17 protein-coding genes are annotated in these 19,789 nt (G+C 63.1%); 10 read left to right on the forward strand and 7 right to left on the reverse strand.

From position 1 onward, the window contains the following. Nucleotides 1-38 precede the first annotated feature (38 nt). The 3 genes from ASE71_RS03580 to ASE71_RS03590 form a co-directional block, all read right to left on the reverse strand. The gene (locus ASE71_RS03580; protein ID WP_060517510.1) at nucleotides 39-1,154 is read right to left on the reverse strand and encodes a metallophosphoesterase; all 1,116 of its coding nucleotides are present in this window, start codon (nucleotides 1,152-1,154) and stop codon (nucleotides 39-41) included. An 89-nt stretch (nucleotides 1,155-1,243) separates the two neighbouring features. Beyond that, a complete protein-coding gene (locus tag ASE71_RS03585) occupies nucleotides 1,244-2,833 on the reverse strand; it encodes a DHA2 family efflux MFS transporter permease subunit (protein WP_089044924.1) in 1,590 nt (529 codons plus the stop codon). A gap of 148 nt (nucleotides 2,834-2,981) precedes the next feature. Further along, nucleotides 2,982-4,193 carry an HlyD family secretion protein gene (locus ASE71_RS03590; RefSeq protein WP_034787034.1) on the reverse strand — a complete coding sequence of 404 codons (1,212 nt, stop codon included), beginning with the start codon at nucleotides 4,191-4,193 and terminating at the stop codon, nucleotides 2,982-2,984. Between the two features lie 191 nt (nucleotides 4,194-4,384). Here ASE71_RS03590 and ASE71_RS03595 point away from each other — a divergent pair, with 191 nt between their 5' ends. The 3 genes from ASE71_RS03595 to ASE71_RS03605 all read left to right on the forward strand — a co-directional run bounded on the left by ASE71_RS03595 (nucleotide 4,385) and on the right by ASE71_RS03605 (nucleotide 6,926). Continuing rightward, nucleotides 4,385-5,056, forward strand: coding sequence for a TetR/AcrR family transcriptional regulator (locus ASE71_RS03595; RefSeq protein WP_226020723.1), 672 nt, complete (start codon nucleotides 4,385-4,387; stop codon nucleotides 5,054-5,056). Nucleotides 5,057-5,167: 111 nt separating this feature from the next. Next, nucleotides 5,168-6,007 carry an AraC family transcriptional regulator gene (locus ASE71_RS03600; RefSeq protein WP_034787039.1) on the forward strand — a complete coding sequence of 280 codons (840 nt, stop codon included), beginning with the start codon at nucleotides 5,168-5,170 and terminating at the stop codon, nucleotides 6,005-6,007. 169 nt (nucleotides 6,008-6,176) lie between these two features. Then, nucleotides 6,177-6,926 carry a TerC family protein gene (locus ASE71_RS03605; protein ID WP_034787044.1) on the forward strand — a complete coding sequence of 250 codons (750 nt, stop codon included), beginning with the start codon at nucleotides 6,177-6,179 and terminating at the stop codon, nucleotides 6,924-6,926. A 239-nt stretch (nucleotides 6,927-7,165) separates the two neighbouring features. On the opposite strand, the gene ASE71_RS03610 is transcribed toward ASE71_RS03605, so the two are convergent. Together ASE71_RS03610 and ASE71_RS03615 are read right to left on the reverse strand one after the other, a co-directional pair. Beyond that, complete coding sequence (locus ASE71_RS03610; protein ID WP_034787050.1) at nucleotides 7,166-7,546, reverse strand: VOC family protein; 381 nt, start codon at nucleotides 7,544-7,546, stop codon at nucleotides 7,166-7,168. A 225-nt stretch (nucleotides 7,547-7,771) separates the two neighbouring features. Further along, entirely contained in the window at nucleotides 7,772-8,119 is a 348-nt protein-coding gene (locus ASE71_RS03615) for an ArsR/SmtB family transcription factor (protein WP_043618487.1), read from the reverse strand. Between the two features lie 257 nt (nucleotides 8,120-8,376). On the opposite strand from ASE71_RS03615, the gene gltX reads away from it, so the two are divergent. Together gltX and lysS are read left to right on the forward strand one after the other, a co-directional pair. Further along, nucleotides 8,377-9,834 carry a glutamate--tRNA ligase gene (gltX, locus tag ASE71_RS03620; protein WP_060517506.1) on the forward strand — a complete coding sequence of 486 codons (1,458 nt, stop codon included), beginning with the start codon at nucleotides 8,377-8,379 and terminating at the stop codon, nucleotides 9,832-9,834. Nucleotides 9,835-9,844: 10 nt separating this feature from the next. Further along, nucleotides 9,845-11,341 carry a lysine--tRNA ligase gene (gene lysS, locus ASE71_RS03625; RefSeq protein ID WP_034787063.1) on the forward strand — a complete coding sequence of 499 codons (1,497 nt, stop codon included), beginning with the start codon at nucleotides 9,845-9,847 and terminating at the stop codon, nucleotides 11,339-11,341. A gap of 98 nt (nucleotides 11,342-11,439) precedes the next feature. On the opposite strand, the gene ASE71_RS03630 is transcribed toward lysS, so the two are convergent. Both ASE71_RS03630 and ASE71_RS03635 read right to left on the reverse strand, forming a co-directional pair. Next, on the reverse strand, nucleotides 11,440-12,099 hold the full coding sequence (locus ASE71_RS03630; RefSeq protein WP_034787288.1) for a hypothetical protein: 660 nt from the start codon (nucleotides 12,097-12,099) through the stop codon (nucleotides 11,440-11,442). 200 nt (nucleotides 12,100-12,299) lie between these two features. Next, entirely contained in the window at nucleotides 12,300-12,623 is a 324-nt protein-coding gene (locus ASE71_RS03635) for a hypothetical protein (RefSeq protein ID WP_034787066.1), read from the reverse strand. Nucleotides 12,624-12,827: 204 nt separating this feature from the next. Here ASE71_RS03635 and ASE71_RS03640 point away from each other — a divergent pair, with 204 nt between their 5' ends. The 5 genes from ASE71_RS03640 to ASE71_RS03660 all read left to right on the forward strand — a co-directional run bounded on the left by ASE71_RS03640 (nucleotide 12,828) and on the right by ASE71_RS03660 (nucleotide 19,525). Beyond that, on the forward strand, nucleotides 12,828-13,781 hold the full coding sequence (locus ASE71_RS03640) for a nucleoside hydrolase (RefSeq protein ID WP_060517504.1): 954 nt from the start codon (nucleotides 12,828-12,830) through the stop codon (nucleotides 13,779-13,781). Nucleotides 13,782-13,869: 88 nt separating this feature from the next. Continuing rightward, the gene (locus ASE71_RS03645; protein WP_060517502.1) at nucleotides 13,870-14,880 is read left to right on the forward strand and encodes a ligase-associated DNA damage response exonuclease; all 1,011 of its coding nucleotides are present in this window, start codon (nucleotides 13,870-13,872) and stop codon (nucleotides 14,878-14,880) included. A gap of 4 nt (nucleotides 14,881-14,884) precedes the next feature. Continuing rightward, nucleotides 14,885-16,504 carry a cisplatin damage response ATP-dependent DNA ligase gene (locus ASE71_RS03650; protein WP_060517500.1) on the forward strand — a complete coding sequence of 540 codons (1,620 nt, stop codon included), beginning with the start codon at nucleotides 14,885-14,887 and terminating at the stop codon, nucleotides 16,502-16,504. Nucleotides 16,505-16,567: 63 nt separating this feature from the next. Continuing rightward, nucleotides 16,568-16,753 carry a DUF3008 family protein gene (locus tag ASE71_RS03655; protein ID WP_034787077.1) on the forward strand — a complete coding sequence of 62 codons (186 nt, stop codon included), beginning with the start codon at nucleotides 16,568-16,570 and terminating at the stop codon, nucleotides 16,751-16,753. A gap of 132 nt (nucleotides 16,754-16,885) precedes the next feature. Continuing rightward, nucleotides 16,886-19,525 (forward strand): EAL domain-containing protein, encoded by a 2,640-nt coding sequence (locus ASE71_RS03660; RefSeq protein WP_060517498.1) that lies wholly within the window; start codon nucleotides 16,886-16,888, stop codon nucleotides 19,523-19,525. Nucleotides 19,526-19,789: the final 264 nt, after the last annotated feature.

Here is a 19,789-nt window from a genome sequence, read left to right on the forward strand (position 1 = left end):
CGACACCTTAAATATTTGATTCAGATAGAGTTTTCGACCTATGAAAGGAGCTTGCTGAAGGCATCGGTAAAGACAACCTCGCCATGGCTCTGCCCAGCCTCCGCCAGCGCCACGTCCATGAAGCCATCGGTCACGCGCACGAGGGCAAAGCCGCCCATGTAAGCCGCCTTCGGCTTGATGAGATCGAGCCCGCCCTGCCGGTAGATCATTGCGGTTTCGTGCTGATGGCCGTGGAACAGGCCGATGACGTTGCTGCCTTTGACGGTGTCGAGCAGCGCCTGGCGCTGAGGGATGCTCCACCAATGCGGAGCGCCGTCACCTTCGTCGTCGAAAGTCCTGGCCTTCGCATCCCAGACCTCGGTCGAAAAGGCGTCCCAGCCATAGTGCTGGAAGAGGATCACCGGCCGGCCGTCGGCGGCATAGGACGCCAGATCCTGTTTCAGCCAGGGCAGCGCATTGACCGCACCCTTGGTCTCGTCGCCGCCGAAGCGCTGCAACTGCACCAGATGCAGCCCGCCCCAGTCCCAGGAGTAGCAATCCGACAGGGGATCGTAGTTGGTGACCGGCACCGGAGGCTTGTAGAACACCGACTGGCGGTGGTTGAGCTCGACATAGTCGCGCAGTTCGCGGCGATACCAGTCGACATGCGGCGGGGGCCCATCCTGGTCGAGGTCGTGGTTGCCGAGGCCGACATAGACGGGCATGTGGACGTGGTCGGGTCCCGCCCCTTCCTGGTAGCGACTTGAGAATTGCTGCAACTGCCGCCCCTCGCGCGGCTGGCGCACCTGGCCGCCGCCGTCATCGGTGAGATCGCCGCCGAGCACCAGGCCGAGCGGCTTGCCGATCTCTCGCCCGGCGCTTGCAAGCCCGCTCGGCTTGCCGGCAACCGTCTCCGGCCAGCGCATGGCGTGCACGGCATTCAGCGCCGCGACGTGGCGCAGCAGATTGGCGTCCGTCTTGCCTTCGGCCGCGCAGTTGGGAGCCAGCCCTTCGATCGAAACGAGGCAGGCATGGATATCGTTGGAAAACAAGAATGTCGCGTCGATGGCCGGGACTGCGGCGCGGCTTCGGGAGGCAGCAAGCGCTGCCCCGAGACCAGCAAGGCCCGCAACGAATGATCGCCTGGATATGCCGTCAGAACCCGATCGCCGCATGCCGCTCCCCCTCTCACACTTGGGACAGAAGTGTGCCGCAAGGAGCGGCTCGCGTAAATCGAGAGTCGCGTCCTGCTTAAGAGGGGGAGCTAGTGACCGCCGCCGCTAGGGCCGACGCCCTCGGGCTTCTTGATCATCATGACGCCGAGGATCAGCGACAGGAACAGCACCGTCAGCAGCATGAAAATGTCGCCGAAGGACAGGATGATCGCCTGCTTCTGCGCCATGCCCGCAAGCTGCTTGATCGCGATCGTCGTGCCGTCGAGACCATGGGCGTTGAAGTTGGCGGCCATGTTGTTGAAGCGTTCCATGGCTTCCGGGTTACCCCACTGGATATGCTCGGCCAGGCGGGCATAGTGGAAGTCCTGGCGCTGGGTCAGGATCGTGTTGATAACCGCAAGCCCCACCGCGCCGCCGAGGTTACGGGTCAGGTTGAACAGGCCCGAGGCGCCGCGCATGCGCGCCGGCGGCATGGTGCCGAGCGCGATGTTGTTGATCGGCACCATGCACAGCATCAGCCCGACGCCGCGCAGGATCTGCGGGATGAACAGCTCGTAGAAGTCCCAGTCGGCCGTAAGGTGCCCCATGATCCAGGTGCCGCTGGCAAAGCTGGTGAAGCCGATCGTCATCAGCACGCGCGGATCGAGCTTGCCCGAGAGAATACCCGCGACCGGCGCCGTGAAGAACATGGCAAGGCCCGAGACGAACATGGTCTCGCCGATCATCAGCGAATCGTAGCCGCGGATACGGCCGAGATAGAGCGGATAGAGATAGGTGAGACCATAAAGGCCGATGCCCATGACGAAGGAGAACATCGAGCCGAAGGCGAAGTTTCGGTTGGCAAAGGCCCTGAGGTCGACGACCGGGAACTCCACCTTGAAGGCGCGGTAGAAGAACACGATGGCGGCAATCGCCGAAGCGACGGCACCGATGACAATGTGCTCGTCGTTGAACCAGTCGTTGGTGTTGCCCTCTTCCAGCACGTATTCGAGCGCGCCGAGGAAGATCGCCATCGAGGCGAGACCCCACCAGTCGAACTTCTTGAACAGGCCAAGCTCCGGCTTGTCGAAGTCGATGAAGGTCCAGGTGAGCGTCGCGACGATGATGCCGGGAATGACGTTGACGAGGAACAGCCAGTGCCAGGAGAAGGCGTGGCTGAGATAGCCGCCGACCGTCGGACCGATGGTCGGGGCAAGCGTGGCGATCAGGCCGATGATCGGCGAGACGATGTTGCGCTTCGACGGCGGGAAGATGGTGAAGGCGGCCGCAAAGACCGACGGGATCATGCCGCCGCCGATGAAGCCCTGGATCGCGCGGTAGACGATCATCTGGTCGATGTTCGTCGCGGTCGCCGCAAGCGCGCTTGCCGCGGTGAAGCCCGCCGCCGAAACCGAGAACAGCACACGCGTCGAGACGATGCGCGCCAGCGTGCCCGAGAGCGGGATCATGATGACTTCGGCAATGAGATAGGAGGTCTGCACCCAGCCGATCTCGTCGGAACCGGCCGAAAGGCCGGCCTGGATCTCGGCAAGCGAGGCCGAGACGATCTGGATGTCGAGGATTGCCATGAACATGCCGACGACCATGGCGAAGAAGGCGATCAGCCTCTTCGGGTCCATATGTTCCTCGACCTTCGGTGCGGCGGCCGCCACCGAGCCTGCTGTTGCCGTTGCGGCCATCTCAGCCACTCCTTGCATGGGCGCGCTTGGGCGCCAGCGTTCTGGACATGCGCGTTTCGCCGCGCCGGCGTTCCGGACTTCACCGCGCTCCGTAGCGCCGGGGTCTCGACAAAAGGCGCGCCCAAGGGCGCGCCGGCATTTCGTCCGCTTACTTGGTCGCGGCAACCTTGGTCTGATCCGGCGCTGTGCGCGTGTCGACATCGACGACAACGCTCAAGCCCGCGCGCAGGTGACCTTCAGCCAGCACGTCGGCCGGCAGGGTGATGCGCACCGGCACGCGCTGGATCACCTTGGTGAAGTTGCCGGTGGCGTTTTCCGCCGGCAGCAGCGAGAAGACCGAACCGGAGGCCGGCGAGATCGAGGCGACCGTGCCTTCGATCGCATGATCCTCATAGGCGTCGACATGCACCTTCACCTTGGAGCCCGGCACCAGATGGGCGATCTGGGTCTCCTTGAAGTTGGCGTCGATATAGAGCTGGTCGACCGGAACCAGGGCGGCAAGCCGCTGGCCGGCCGACACGAGGTCGCCGACCTGCACCGCGACGTTGCCGACGATGCCGTCATAGGGCGCCTTCAGCACGGTGAAGCCGAGGTCGCGGTTGGCCTTGTCGCGCGCAAGCTCCAGCGAACGGATCTCGCTTTCGGCTTCCGTGCGCTGCGCTTCGAGAACGGTGATGCTGGCGTTGGCAGCGGCGATGTTGGCGTCTGCCCCGGCAAGATTTGCCCGTGCCTGATCGAGCGCCACATCGGCGTTATCGAGCGAAGCGACGGTGCCAACGGCCTTGGACTGGAGGTCGCTCGCGCGCTTCTGCGCGAGCTCGGCGCCGCGCACCGTCGCTTCGAGAGCCTTCTTCTGCGCTTCGGTCTGGGCAAGGCTCGCCTTGGCGCCGGCGATCTGCGCATCGAAGCGGCTGAGCGCAAGCTTCTGGGTGGCAATCTTCGCCTCGGCCTGCTCGGCGGCGATGCGATAGTCGCCGTCATCGAGCGTGACCAGCGGGTCGCCGGCCTTCACCTTCTGGTTGGCGACGGCGTCGACCTTGGCGACATAACCGGAAACCTTCGGCGAAATCGTCGCGATGTCGCCTTCGATATAGGCGTCATCGGTCGAGATCATGAAGCGGCCATTGGTCCACCAGTCGTAGCCATACCAGGCACCAGCAGCCAGAAGCGCCAGGCCGAGTACGGGAAGGATGGGCTTGCGCGCCTTCTTCTGCGGCGCGGCGGCTTCCTTTGCCGGAGCCGGCGCGACCGCCTGCTCCGCAGCGGGCGCCTTCGCCTCAAGCGCGGTTTCCTGCTGCACTTCGAAAGTCTCGTCGACGGGACGGACGCGGGCAGCGCTGGACGTGTTGGATGCGGACATTGGGCACCGGCCTGGTTAAGGATTGCTGAACGAACTGAACCGTTCGGTTCGATTGGAACTTGACATAGGCCCTTTCTGGTCGCATATCAAGAGGAAATCGAACCGCGTGGTTCGATGACTTAAATTTAATATGAGCAGGGCGGAAACAAGCGACCATCATGAGCGAGGCAAAGAACGGAACCCAGGACGTCATGCAGCCGGCAGCCGGCATGGATGAGGATCTCTGTTCGGGTGGCGGCCGTCACGCCGCCGGCGAGGATCCAGCCAAGCGTGAACAGATCCTCGAAGGCGCGCGACGCGCGTTCCTGAGCCAGGGTTTCGATGCCGCCAGCATGAACGACATCACCCGCGAGGCGGGCGTCTCCAAGGGCACGCTCTACGTCTATTTCGAGAACAAGGAAGACTTGTTCAAGGCGCTGATCATCAAGGGCAAGACCCGGGTGGTCCAGACCGCCAAGCACGCGCTCAACGATCACGACGACGTCGAAGAATCACTCTACGATTTCGGCGTGACGCTGACGACGAGCATGACGGCGGAAGAGACAATCCGCTCCATGCGCATGGTGATCGGGGTGATCGACCGCATGCCGCATCTGGCCGAGCGCTTCTTCAGCGAAGCACCGGAGAACGGCTACACTGTGCTCAAGGCCTATCTCGACCGCCAGGTCCCGACCGGCGTGCTCGACATCGACAACACAGAAATGGCCGCCCGCCAGTTTATCGAGATGGCCCAAGCCGGCCTCTTCAAGCACCGGCTTTTCGGCGGCATGTGTTCGGCACCGCCGAAAGAACAGATCGAGGCGACGGTGACCGCCGCCGTCCGCGTCTTCATGTCCGCCTACGGTCCGAAGAAGAAGAAATAGGCGGACTGACGCCGAACCTCCTTCAGCCCTCCTGCGTTTCAATCGAGCAATTTCGATCAAGCGCGCCTTCAGCCGAGCCCCTATCAAAAGGGCGTTGCCAGGGGAGTGAAGATGAGTGCCATCGGACGGGCGGTCTGGTTCATCGAGAGCCATTTCGCAAAAGAGATATCGCTGGATGAAATCGCGGGGGCCGCGGGCCTTTCGCGCTTCCATCTTTCGCGCGTTTTCGGGCTGGTCACCGGCCGCTCGATCACCGCCTATATCCGCGGACGGCGTCTCAGCGATGCCGCCAGCGCGCTTGCCGATGGCTCCATCAGCATTCTCTCGGTGGCACTCGATGCGGGCTACAGCTCGCACGAGGCTTTCACCCGTGCCTTTCGCGACCAGTTCGGCGTGACACCCGAAACGGTTCGCAAGCAAAGGCACATTCGAAACATCGAGCTGATGGAGCCTTTAAGAATGGACGATACCCGCCTTCTCAAGATCGACCCGCCCCGCTTCGAAGACAGCCCGCCATTGCTTCTGGCGGGCCTTTCGGAAACCTACACCTACGGCCGCACCGAAGGCATCCCGTCGCTCTGGCAACGGTTCAATCGCCATTTCGGCGCGATACCCGGACAGAGAGGCGACATCGCCTACGGTGTGTGCACCGACAGCAACGGCGAGGCTGGCACCTTCCGCTACATGGCGGCAGCCGAAATCAGCGACGCCGACGACCTGGCGGAAGGCTTTTCGACGCTACGGCTGCCGAAGCAGCGCTACGCCGTCTTTCTGCATCGCGGGCACATCTCCGCGATCGCCAAAACCGCCGACTACGTCTTCGGCACATGGCTGCCCGAATCCGGACTGCAGCATGGAGAAACGCCCGACCTCATCGAACGCTATGATGCGCGCTTTGACCCGCATTCGGGCATGGGCGTGGTCGAAATGTGGATTCCTGTCAAATCGTAAACGGTAAAGCGCCGCTGCAATCGGGCAGCGGCGCTTGTCTCTTCCGCAATGTTTCTTAAATACTTTCGGCGATTCTTGCGCGTCGACGCGCCATCCCCCACAGCGCCGCGCGTCCATCGGACGCGCGGCGCTGTGGAACTTATGAAGTGCTGAAAGAGAAAGATCGCCGATGCAGGATATCCTGTTGCTTGCTCAAGACCCCGCCGCCTGGGTCGCCCTCGTCACCCTGGTCGTCATGGAGGTGGTTCTCGGCATCGACAACCTGATCTTCATCTCGATCCTCACCAACAAGCTGCCTGTCGAGCATCGCGAAAAGGCCCGGCGCATCGGTATCGCCCTTGCCCTCGTCATGCGCCTTGCGCTGCTCGGCACGGTTGCCTGGATCGTCAAGCTGACGACGCCGGTGTTCGAGGCCTTCGGCCACGGCTTCTCCTGGAAGGACATGATCCTCATTGCCGGCGGCCTGTTCCTCGTCTGGAAGGCGACCAAGGAAATCCACCACAATGTCGATCCGGCCGATCACGGCGAGGACTTCATCGCCTCCTCGGCGATCAACAGCTTCGGCGCCGCGATCGCCCAGATCCTTTTGCTCGACCTCGTGTTCTCCGTCGACAGCATCATCACCGCCGTCGGCATGACACCGCACCTGCCGATCATGGTCATCGCCGTCATCGCCGCCGTCACGGTCATGCTCGTTGCCGCCAACCCGCTCGCCAACTTCATCGAGAAGAACCCGACGATCGTCATGCTGGCGCTCGCCTTCCTTCTGATGATCGGCACGACACTGATCGCCGAAGGCATGGGCCTGCATGTGCCGAAGGGTTACATCTACGCCGCCATGGCCTTCTCGGCGCTCGTCGAAATCCTCAACATGGTCGCGCGCAATGCGCGCCTGAGGAAGGCCGGAAAGCTCGACTGACGCGCCGGGCCGAAAACAATCCCGTCATGAGAAAGGCCCGCATCCAGGATGCGGGCCTTCTGCTTGCGGGAGTTCTGGAAGACGCGGAGCCCGGCTGACCGGCCGTCAACCGCGAGCCATCGGCGGCAAGACAAACGGGGTCGTTTCCTCTTTCCGCCAAGCTTGCCGGGGCCAGTCCCCACGCCTTCTGGTTGGACAACGCATCTCCTCAGGAAACGTTCCGATCCGGTTTCAGCCGCTCAAACATCCGGGCGATGGCCGACCTCGACCAGAATGTTGCCGGGTATCACTACGTAGAAAACATAGGCGCCGTGCCGATCGGCAGGCGGGATAACCTGGGCGCCGGATCCAAGCACCCGCTGATAGGCATCGTCGACGTCGGCCCGCACCGGCAGCAAAAAGCCGATGTGGTAGGTCTGGGTCCCGAGGCTGACCTGGTCGCCGCCGCCGAGCGCAGTGATCGGCGGGCTGACGACGAGCACCAGGCCGGAACCGTCCGTCAGGCGGAAAAAGGCATCCTTGCCGCGTTTTTCGACCAGCGTCAGGCCGAAATGATCGATGAGGAAGGACGCCGTTTCGGCAACGACAGGGCTATAGAGGTCGATATGGTTCAGTCGCATGTTTACAGTCTCCGTGTTCGAGAAACGCGGCGGACTGCGTCGATTGCATACACCCCGCCGCGGACCGATGCGATTGCATCGGAACCACGTCGCGGGTTCGAACGGGACGTTCGAGCAGAGCTTCGTTTAGAAAACCGAAGGGACCGGGCTTACCTTATCCGGTCCTGCCTTTTTCGACGTCCCTGCTTAGCGCAGAACGGCCAAGGACGGAAGACGGGGCGGCGATCAGTTCTTGCCGGCACCGGGGTCGATATGCTGGAGTTCCTGCAGATAGGCGTCGAGACGGTCGAACTTCTGCTCCCAGAAGCGACGGTAGCCGTCGAGCCAGCTGTTGACGTCCTTCAGCGGGGCGGCTTCAAGCTTGCATGGTCGCCACTGCGCTTCGCGGCCACGGCTGATCAGCCCGGCGCGCTCGAGAACCTTGAGATGCTTGGAGACTGCCGGCAGGCTCATTTCGAAGGGCTCCGCCAGCTCGCCGACCGAGGCCTCTCCAAGTGCGAGGCGGGCGAGAATGGCCCTTCGCGTTGGATCGGCCAGGGCTGAGAGCGTCGTCGACAAGCGATCTTCCGGCATTTTCTAAAAAACCTTTCAGTTAAATAACCTTTTGGTTCATTAACGCCCGCTGGCGGCAGTGTCAACAAAAACCGGCGTGATCGGGTTTCCGTTGACATGATCGGCGTTCTATGGTCTCACGCGAGCCTATTGGAATAGCCTGCCGATACCGTTGTTGCGGCACCCTTGCGGGCCTTTCCTTCCCATAAAATGCGCGCCCCCGGCGGCCGGTTTCTTCTCCGGCAAGGGGCGAAAAGCACGTCAGACGGGCAAAGACCATGGCAAATTCAGCAGTCCGGGTACGCATCGCACCCTCCCCCACCGGCGAGCCGCATGTCGGCACCGCCTACATCGCTCTGTTCAACTACCTCTTCGCAAAGAAGCACGGCGGCGAGTTCATCCTGCGCATCGAAGACACCGATGCCACCCGCTCGACGCCCGAGTTCGAACAGAAGGTGCTGGACGCGTTGAAATGGTGCGGGCTCGAATGGTCGGAAGGTCCTGATGTCGGTGGTCCCTTTGGTCCCTACCGCCAGAGCGACCGCAAGGACATGTACCGCCCCTACGTCGAGAAGATCGTCGAGAATGGTCACGGCTTCCGCTGCTTCTGCACGCCCGAGCGGCTCGAGCAGATGCGCGAGAGCCAGCGCGCCGCCGGCAAGCCGTCGAAGTATGACGGCCTGTGTCTCCACCTGTCCGCCGAAGAAGTGACCTCGCGCGTTGCCGCCGGCGAGCCGCATGTCGTGCGCATGAAGATCCCGACCGAGGGCTCGTGCAAGTTTACCGACGGCGTCTATGGCGACGTGGAAATTCCGTGGGATGCCGTCGACATGCAGGTCCTCTTGAAGGCCGACGGCATGCCGACCTACCACATGGCCAACGTCGTCGACGACCACCTGATGAAGATCACCCACGTCGCCCGCGGCGAGGAGTGGCTGGCCTCCGTGCCGAAGCACATCCTGATCTACCGCTATCTCGGCCTCGAGCCGCCGGTCTTCATGCACCTGTCGCTGATGCGCAATGCCGACAAGTCGAAGCTGTCGAAGCGCAAGAACCCGACGTCGATCTCGTACTACACGGCGCTTGGCTATCTGCCGGAAGCGCTGATGAACTTCCTCGGCCTGTTCTTCATCCAGATCGCCGAAGGCGAGGAGTTGCTGACGATCGAGGAACTGGCTGCAAAGTTCGACTCGGAGAACCTCTCCAAGGCCGGCGCGATCTTCGACATCCAGAAGCTCGACTGGCTGAACGCCCGCTGGATCCGCGAGAAGCTTTCGGAAGAAGAATTCGCCGCCCGCGTCCTTGCCTGGGCCATGGAAAACGACCGCCTGAAACAGGGCCTGAAGCTCAGCCAGTCGCGCATTTCGAAGCTCGGCGAACTGCCTGATCTCGCAAGCTTCCTCTTGAAGTCCGACCTCGGCCTCAAGCCCGAAGCCTTCGCCGGCGTCAAGTCGACGCCCGAAGAACTGCTCGAGATCCTCAACACCGTTCAGCCGGACCTTGAAAAGATCCTCGAATGGAACAAGGAATCGATCGAAGCCGAACTGCGCGCGGTCGCCGAGCGCATGGGCAAGAAGCTGAAGGTGATCCTGGCGCCGCTCTTCGTGTCTGTGTCCGGCTCGCAGCGCTCGCTGCCGCTGTTCGACAGCATGGAAATCCTCGGCCGCGCCGTGGTCCGCCAGCGTCTCAAGGTCGCGTCCCAGGTGGTCGCCTCCATGGCCGGTAGCGGAAAGTAAGGAGAGCACGATGAACGACAAGACCGAGACCACTGGCCTCTCCTCCGACGCCACGGAAGTGCGCGCACAGAAGCTGAAGCTTTTGCGCGAGCAGATCGGCGACGTCTATCCGGCGCATTTCCACCGGACGATGAGCAATGCCGAGCTGACCGCAAAGTACGAGAGCCTGGAGCCGGACACCGAGACCCAGGATGTCGTGACCGTTGCCGGCCGCGTCTATTCCTCGCGCAACTCCGGCATGTTCATGGACATCCATGACGCCTCCGGCAAGATCCAGATCTTCAGCCACAAGGACACCACGCCGGAAGACGCCCGCGCGCTGCTGCCGATGATCGACATCGGCGATATCATCGGCGTGACCGGCGTCGTTCGCCGCACCAAGCGTGGTGAGCTGACGATCAACGCCCAGGCAATCACCATGCTGACGAAGTCGCTGCTGCCGATGCCCGAAAAGTGGCACGGCCTGTCGGACATCGAGATCCGCTACCGCAAGCGCCACCTCGACATCATGACCAACGAGGAATCGAAGCTGCGCTTCCAGCAGCGCAGCAAGATCGTCTCGGGCATCCGCCGCTTCATGGAAAACGACGGCTTCATGGAAGTCGAGACGCCGATGCTGCACTCGGTCTACGGCGGCGCCACCGCCGAGCCGTTCAAGACGCATCACAACACGCTGAAGCTCGACATGTTCCTGCGCATCGCGCCGGAACTGTACCTGAAGCGCACGCTGGTTTCGGGCCTCACCGACAAGGTCTTCGAGATCAACCGCAACTTCCGCAACGAAGGCGTCTCCACCCGGCACAATCCGGAATTCACCATGATGGAGTGCTACTGGGCCTATGCCGACTACGAGGACATCATGGACCTCGTCGAGCGGCTGTTCGGTGAGCTTGCCATGGCGATCCACGGCTCGACCGAGTTTGCCTATGGCGACAAGGAAATCTCCTTCAAGGGTCCGTTCCGCCGCGTGCCGATGCCCGACGCTGTCAAGGAAGCGACCGGCATCGACTTCCTGGCGATGAAGACCGACGAAGAAGCCCGCGCTGCCGCCAAGGCTGCAGGCTTTGAGGTCGAGAAGGACTGGACCTGGGGCGAGTGCCTCGCCTTCATCTTCGAAGAGAAGGTCGAAGGCACGCTGATCCAGCCGGCCCACGTCACGCATTTCCCGAAGGACATCTCGCCCTTTGCCAAGGAAGTGCCGGGCGAACCGCGCCTCGTCGAACGTTTCGAGACCTATTGCAACGCCTGGGAACTGGGCAACGCCTTCTCGGAACTCAACGATCCGGAAGAGCAGCGCGCCCGCATGGTCGAGCAGCTCGAGCAGGCGCACGCCCGCGGCGAAAAGGCCAAGCAGCTCGACGACGAGTTCCTTGACGCGATCGACCAGGGCATGCCGCCGGCCGGTGGCCTCGGCATCGGCGTCGACCGCCTGATCATGCTGCTCACCAACGCACCGTCGATCCGCGACGTCATCCTCTTCCCGGCCCGCCGGCAGAAGGCTGACTGATCAAGGTCGCAAAACCCACGAACACGAAGGCCCGCCGCTCACGCGCCGGGCCTTTTTTCAATTCTCAGAAAGAACGGATTACCGAACGTAACCCGGGCCTAGTGGCCCGCAGGCGCCTCGGCGGTCTCGGCCGGCTTGGCCTCCTGCTCACCGGCGCCGCCCTCGGCGCTCACGCCATCGGCCGGTGCGGCCGACGGGTCGATGCATGGCGAATGGTCGTCCATGGCCGCCATCATCGTGCGGATGTCGTCCATCGAAAGGTCGACGGTCTTGCCATGGAAGACGCCGACAGAATTTGCCGTGCCGTCATTGTAGAACGCCCGAAACGTCTCGCTCATGCCCGGAACGCTCTGCGGACCGGGGGCGAAGAGCACCTCCGCACCGATCGCCGCACCGCGCACGTCAGCCCGGTTTTCGGGACCGGCGGAATCGAGCACGACGACCTGATAGAGATCTGCCCGCTCGGCCTTCGCGAGGGCGCCCACGACGCGCAACGCCGTGCGCATGCGCGCCTGGCCGTCGGCGCGGTCGGTCTTGACGTGCATGCGGATCCAGCGCTGGCCGTTGTGGCCGAGCTTCAACGTGCGAATGGTCGTGCACTCGAGGCCCGAAACCTTCGGCTTGGAAAGTTCCGCCATGAGCGCATCGCGGCTGACATAGACGGCAGCACCGCCCGAAGCGGCGGAAACACCGAAAGCCGCCGTGAGAATGACGAGCAGTCTCTTTGATGGCCTGATCTTGCCGAGGATAGCCTTCACGAGCGTGGACTCCGCCATCATATCCAGAAATTGCAAAAAAGCCCGGAACGGGCAGCACAACATTAGGCGCGCGACCTTTCGGAAAGTTTAAATTGCGGTAGCGATCTTCCGGCAACCCGCAAGACACCGGCGGGTGGCAGATCAACAGACAGGAGGCCGGTGATTGTGCGCCGGCCTCCTGTCTGAAGCATGCACGCCGATCAGTCGACGGCGATATCGATCCGGTCGCGGCACTCGCGGTAAGGCGAAAGATGCACCTTGCCCGAGGCATCGATCCACCGGCGGTTTTCGACGCAATAGGCGCCCGACTTCGTCAGGATGACCTTGGGGCGCCGCCGGCTGTAGCTGTCGTTGGCATGGGTGAAGGAACCGATACCGGCATACCAGTCGCTGCTGTCGGAAGAACCGTGTCCGCCGCCACCGCCGCCGCGGCCCTTGCCACCGGCGCTTTGGGCAAAGGAGGGAGCGGCAAACGACGTTGCCGCGGTGACGACGATCATGGAAACAAGGACCAGCCGATGCATGACATTACCTCCCGGTTGACTGGATGAGCCGTTCCCATCCACACGCAGAGCTTGCCATGCTCGCCCGGTTGGTGATGTTCCCATGGAAACCATGGCCAGAGGCGCGGCCGCTCCCCGAGTCAACCCGGATGGCGATTGACATTCGCAGCCATCTTGCCTCCATTGCGAGCCGTCAAACACAAGAACAAGAAAAGAAGAACGAGAATGCATAAAGTCATCTTTGATACGGATCCGGGCATCGACGATGCAATGGCGCTGCTTTTCCTGCACCGTCACCCGGCCATCGACCTGATCGGCATCACCACCGTATTCGGCAACGCCTCGGTCGAAACCACTACCCGCAACGCGCTGTTCCTGAAGCAGCGTTGGGGCATCGGTGCGCCCGTCGCCAAGGGTCTCGACAAGACTTTCAATCCCAACCGCCCGCATGTCGGCTGGCCGACCTTCATCCACGGTGACGATGGCCTCGGCAACATCGACGTGCCCGAGACGGTCGACCTGCCGGTCGATCCGCGCCCGGCGCACCGCTTCATCATCGACACCGTTCGCGCCCATCCCGGCGAAGTGACGCTGATCGCCGTTGGCCGCATGACCAACCTGGCGCTGGCACTGCGCGAGGATCCCGATTTCGCAGCGCTCGTGCGCGAAGTCGTCATCATGGGTGGCGCCTTCGACGTCAACGGCAACATCACGCCGGCTGCCGAGGCCAACATCCACGGCGACCCGGAAGCTGCCGACGTCGTGATGACGGCGCCCTGGCCGGTCACCGTCGTTGGCCTCGACGTCACCACCCAGACCGTGATGACCAAGGCGATGATCGCCGATATCGCCGAACGCGGCGGCGACGCCGGCAAGCTGCTTGCCGATATCTCGAAATTCTACGTCACCTTCTACGAGCAGCACGTGCCCGACGGCATGGTCGTGCATGACAGCTGCGCCTGCGCCTATGTCGTGGCGCCCGACCTCTTCACCGTCAGGAGCGGATCGATCCGTGTCGTCTGCGGCGGCATTGCCGACGGCCAGACGATCCAGAGCCCCGACAACCGTTTGTTCCCGCCAAGCCCCTGGGACGATCTGCCGAGCCAGAAGGCCTGCATCGACATCGATGCCGCCCGCACGCTGAAGCTGATTATCGACACGCTGGTTCTGGCCGGCTGAACCTGATCGAGGCGCAGCGAATGTTGCGCCTTGAAAAACTTGAACAAGACGGCTGGCGAATGCGCATTCGCCGGCTATCTTTCAGTCCATGAAACCGGACGCCCTGCTCTACCCCGCCCCCAAAGGCCTCTATTGCCCGATCGGTGACTTCTACATCGACCCGGTTCAACCGGTCGAAAGGGCGCTGATCACACACGGCCATTCCGACCATGCCCGCGCGGGGCACGGCCACGTGCTCGCCACCCGCGAGACCCTCGACATCATGCGCATCCGCTACGGCGACGACTTCTGCGGCACGAGCCAGGCGATCAGCCTCGGTGAACCCCTTGTCGTCAATGGCGTCGACGTGGGCTTCCATCCGGCCGGTCATGTACTCGGCTCGGCGCAGATCTCCGTTCGTGCAAACGGCGTGCGCATCGTCGCGTCTGGCGACTACAAGCGGCGACGGGATCCGACCTGCGCCGGCTTCGAGCCAGTCGCCTGCGATGTCTTCATCACCGAAGCCACCTTCGGCCTGCCGGTCTTCCACCACCCGGACGATCGCGCGGAAACCCGCAAATTGCTGACGTCGCTCGCCCAGTTTCCCGAGCGCACCCACGTGGTCGGCGCCTATGCGCTCGGCAAGGCGCAGCGGGTGATCGCACTCCTGCGCGAAGAGGGGTATCACCAGCCGATCTTCATCCATGGCGCCCTGCAACGGCTGTGCGACTACTATCAGAGCCAGGGCATCGACCTCGGCGACCTGCGCCCGGCAACGCTTGCCGCCGACGAAAAGCAGGATTTCAGGGGCACGATCGTGATCGGCCCGCCCGCCGCCTTCGCCGATCGCTGGTCGCGGCGCTTCTCCGACCCGATTGCCAGTTTCGCTTCCGGCTGGATGTTGATCCGGCAACGAGCGAAACAGCGGGGCGTCGAGCTGCCATTGATCATCTCCGACCATTGTGACTGGGCCGAACTGACGGCAACGATCACCGAGATCGCGCCGGCCGAGGTCTGGGTCACGCACGGACGCGAGGAAGCGCTGGTGCGCTGGTGCGAGCTCAAGGGCATCGCCGCCCGCCCGCTTCACCTCGTCGGCTACGACGACGAGGGAGAGTGACGAGATGCGCGCCTTCGCCGAACTGCTCGACCGCCTCGTCCTCAGCCCGCAGCGCAATGCCAAGATCCGCCTGCTTGTCGATTACTTCCGGACCGCGCCGGATCCGGATCGCGGCTATGCGCTCGCGGCGATCGCCGGCACGCTGTCGCTCAACACCGTCAAGCCGGCGATGATCCGCGACCTCTTGCTCGAACGCATGGACGCGGTGCTTTTCCAGTATTCCTACGACTATGTCGGTGACCTCGCCGAAACGGTGTCGCTCGTCTGGGAGCCGCCTGCCGGCACCGTAGAGGCGGACATTCCGCTTGGCGAGGCCATCGAGCGTCTGCAAAGGACCGGACGGGCCGATGTGCGCGGCGTCGTTCGCGACATGCTCGACCGATTGGATACGTCGGCGCGCTTCGCCTTCCTCAAACTTGTGACGGGCGGCCTTCGCATCGGCGTATCGGCGAAGCTCGCCAAGCAGGCGCTCGCAGACATGGGCGGCAAGGACGTCGCCGAGATCGAGACCCTCTGGCACGGCCTGTCGCCGCCCTATCTGCCGCTCTTCCGCTGGCTTTCGGGCGAGGCGGAAAAGCCCGAGCTTTCGACGCCGGCCGTCTTTCATTCGGTCATGCTCGCCAATCCTGTCGGCGACGGCGATCTCGACGGGCTCGACCCCAAGGACTTCGCTGCCGAATGGAAGTGGGACGGGATCCGCGTGCAGCTTGCCAATATCGGCGGCGTGCGCCGGCTCTATTCCCGCAGTGGCGACGAGATTTCCGGCGCCTTTCCCGACGTCCTGGAGGCCGCCGACTTCACCGGGGTGATCGATGGCGAACTGCTCGTCGGCGGCACCGCGCGCACCAACCGCGCAACCCGAACTTTCGCCGACCTGCAGCAACGGCTGAACCGCAAGACGGTCAGCCCTAAGCTCATAGAGACCTATCCGGCCTTCGTCCGCGCCTATGACATTCTCTTCTCAGGCGAAGAGGACGTTCGCCCACTGGGCTTCGTCGCCCGACGCGCGCGGCTCGCCGACCTCGTCGACCGCGCCTCGCCGCAGCATTTCGACCTGTCGCCGCTGGTGCCCTTCTCGTCCTGGCAAGAACTCGACAGCCTGCGCGCCGACCCGCCCGATCCGGTGATCGAGGGCATCATGCTGAAACGGCTGGATTCGCCCTATACGCCGGGCCGCGTCAAGGGCCCGTGGTTCAAGTGGAAGCGCGCGCCCTTCAACATCGACGCGGTGCTGATGTATGCCCAGCGCGGCCACGGCAAGCGCTCGAGCTACTACTCCGATTACACCTTCGGCGTCTGGACCGACATCGACGGAAAGGAAACGCTGGTACCGGTCGGCAAGGCCTATTTCGGCTTCACCGACGCCGAACTGGAAATTCTCGACCGTTTCGTCCGGGACAATACGACCGAGCGCTTCGGGCCGGTGCGCGCCGTCAGGGCCGAGCCCGATTTCGGTTTCGTCGTCGAGGTCGCCTTCGAGGGTATCAACCGCTCGAGCCGGCACAAGTCAGGCGTCGCCATGCGCTTCCCGCGCATCGCGCGCCTGAGACAGGACAAGTTGCCGCGTGACGCCGACCGGCTGGAGACGCTGCAGGCGATGATCGAGGCGCGGGAGAATACCTAGCTTCGCGGAACATCCGGCGCTGCCTCGCGTTGGCCAGGGCAACCAACCGAAAGGCGATGTGCCATGCCAGCCAAGTCGAAAGCGCAACAGCGTGCAGCCGGCGCTGCCCTTGCCGCCAAGCGCGGCGACGTCAAGAAATCCAGCCTCAAGGGCGCCTCGCGCGAAATGGAGAAATCCATGAGTGAAGGTGAACTCGAAGACCTTGCAGAAACCAAGCACAAGAAGCTGCCCGAGCACAAAGGTGACTGAGACGCGAAGGAATAAAAGCGGAACCTAAAACAAGGTTTATTAAGACCCTTTTGGGATTATCCGGCTCAAGACATAGCCATTCGCGTGCCGCCGGGGTGTTTCGTGCCTGCCAGACATGCTTTCAACCTCGGGATGAAGAGGCTCTCCAGGGTTTTGACGCCGAGCTATCTTCCGGCGATCATTGCCGCCTTCGTGGTTCTGGTCGCTGGCATCCTTGCGGACAACCAGAACCAGGTGGTCGACGAGGCGCGCCAGCGCGCGCGCGTCGCCGAGGAACTCAATCCCATCCGCTCCAAGCTCGAGGCCAACGTCAACGGCAACATCCAGCTCGTGCGCGGGCTGATCGGCACGCTGGTCACCGAGCCGGCAATGGATCAGCAGCGCTTCGCCGCGCTGTCGCGCAGCGTCTTCACCGAGCGCTCGCAATTGCGCAGCATCGCAGCTGCGCCCAATCTGATCGTCTCGCTTGTCTACCCGCTCGAACAAAATCGCCGCGCACTCGGCCTCGACTACCGCCGGAACGAAGCGCAGCGCGCCGCCGTCATGCGCGTAAAGGACACCGGCCAGATGGTGCTTGCCGGGCCTGTCGATCTCGTCCAGGGCGGCAAAGGGCTGATCGGCCGCTTCCCCGTATCGATCGACGCCGGCGGCGGCAGCAACCGCTTCTGGGGCATCGTCTCGGCCATCATCGACGTGGACCGGCTCTATCGCGACAGCGGCCTTTCTTCCGATGAACTCGGCATAGACGTCGCCATTGCCGGTCAGGACGGCACAGGCGCGCAAGGTCCGGTCTTTTACGGCGACGCCAATATTTTCCGTGGCGCGCCGATCGAAATGACCGTGCTCCTACCCGGCGGTTCCTGGCATATCGCAGCCGTTCCGAAGGGCGGCTGGCCGACGACGGCGGGCAACGCCTGGCTCATCCGCGGCCTCATCGTCATCGGCGGACTGATGATCATCCTGCCGATGGTGTTGACCGGGCGCCTCTTGAGCGAGCGGCAAGGCAACATTCGTGCGCTCAGATACAGCAAGGCGCAGCTCCAGGAACTGTCCCATCGGCTGAAGATCGCGCTCGACTCCTCCCAGATCGGCATCTGGGAACTCGACATCGCCAGCAAGAAGCTGCTCTGGGACGAGCGGACCAAGGAACTCTATGGGCAAAAGGCGTCGTTGCGTCAGGCCTATGACGACTGGAAGGACGCGCTGCACCCGGACGACCTCGACCGCGCCGAGCGGGAGTTTGCCGAGGCGCTGGAATCCGGGCTCGCCTACAATTCCGACTTCCGCGTTCGCCTGCCCGACGGCAGCACGCGCCACATCCGGGCCAACGGCTCCTTCTATATCGGCGCCGACGGCCACAGGAAGATCGTCGGGGTCAACTGGGACGTGACCGCCGACTTCGAGACCCGCGAAACGCTTTTCGAAGCCAAGCGCACGGCCGAGGCGCACAGCGTCGAACTCGAAGCGGCGCGCCATCGCATGGAGTTCAACGCGCTGCACGATCCGCTGACCGGCCTGCCAAACCGGCGTTTCCTCGACCAGGTCCTGGCCGATCGCGACCGGCATTTCGCGCGGGAGGCGAAACTCAGCATCTTCCACATGGACCTCGACCGCTTCAAGCAGATCAACGATACGCTCGGCCACGCGGCCGGCGACGAGATCCTGCGGCATGCCGCCGAGCTTCTGCGCGGCAATGCCGACGAAAAGGACTTCGTCGCCCGCATCGGCGGCGACGAATTCGTGCTCGTCCGCCAGGATGGAGGCATCGAGCCGGATGCCCGGCTGGCGTCACGCATCATCGAGGCGATGAGCGTGCCCGTCCGCTACAAGGACCAGGAGTGCCGCATTGGCGTCAGCATCGGCATCGCCGCCCAAAGCCAGACGAGCGAAGAGCTGTCGCACGTGCTCGTCAACGCCGACATCGCGCTCTATGAAGCCAAGCGCCGCGGCCGCAACCGCCACGAGATCTTTACCGGCGAACTGAAGACGGCCGTCTTCAAGACCAAGCAGACGGCCGACGAGATCCTGCGCGGGCTCGAACACAACGAATTCATCGCGTATTTCCAGCCGCAGTTCTGCCCGCGCTCGCTCGACATCATCGGTGTCGAGGCGCTGGCGCGCTGGGACCATCCGACCAAGGGCCTGCTCGGCCCGCACACGTTCCTGAAGACGGCCGAAGACATCAACGTCGTGGCCGCGATCGACCAGGCGATCCTGGAGCAGGCGCTGTTCCAGATCTATCGCTGGGAAGCAAGCGGCATTCGTATCCCCAAAGTCTCTGTCAATCTCTCCTATGCCCGGCTTCACGACGAAAATCTGATCGAGCGCCTGGAACAGTTGCAGATCCCGGCCGGCCGCCTGTCGTTTGAACTGTTGGAATCGATCTCCTTCGACGAAAGCGACATGACGGTCCTGTCGAACATCCGCCGGATCAAGGAACTCGGCATCGCCATCGAGATCGACGATTTCGGCACCGGCTATGCATCCATCGTCAGCCTGCTGAAGCTGACGCCGCGGCGCTTGAAGATCGACCGCCAGCTCGTCCTGCCGATCCTCAAATCCCCAGCCGAAAAGCGTCTGGTCGAGTCCATCATCGACATCGGCACGTCGCTCGGCATCGAAGTGATCGCCGAAGGCGTCGAGACCCTCGAACACGCGGCCATCCTGAAGGAACTCGGCTGCCATGGGCTGCAAGGTTATGCTTTCGCGCGGCCCATGAGCGCCAACGACCTTGCGACCTTCGCCTTCGAGCGTCGGTGGCTGGCAGCCTGAGAGGCTTCGGCCACAGCTAAAAAGCGCAGGTGCGTGCATTTTTCGCAGGCTTGAGGCTTGGCAGCCCTGCCGCGAATCGCCATAAAAACAATTGCCTGCCTCCACATTCTTGGGAATGGCGGCATCACCTGCGGCAGTCGCTGATGCGACCGCCCTTTCGGGCCTCTAGAGCGTCCCGCTTCAAGTGGAACCACTGAAAGCGGAAAAGATGCTCTAGAATCAAAATCCTGGTGCGTCCCTTGTGCATTCTTTTGGAAAGCACGG

It is taken from the genome of Ensifer sp. Root954 (assembly GCF_001429005.1).
Classification (GTDB): Bacteria; Pseudomonadota; Alphaproteobacteria; order Rhizobiales; family Rhizobiaceae; genus Ensifer; species Ensifer adhaerens.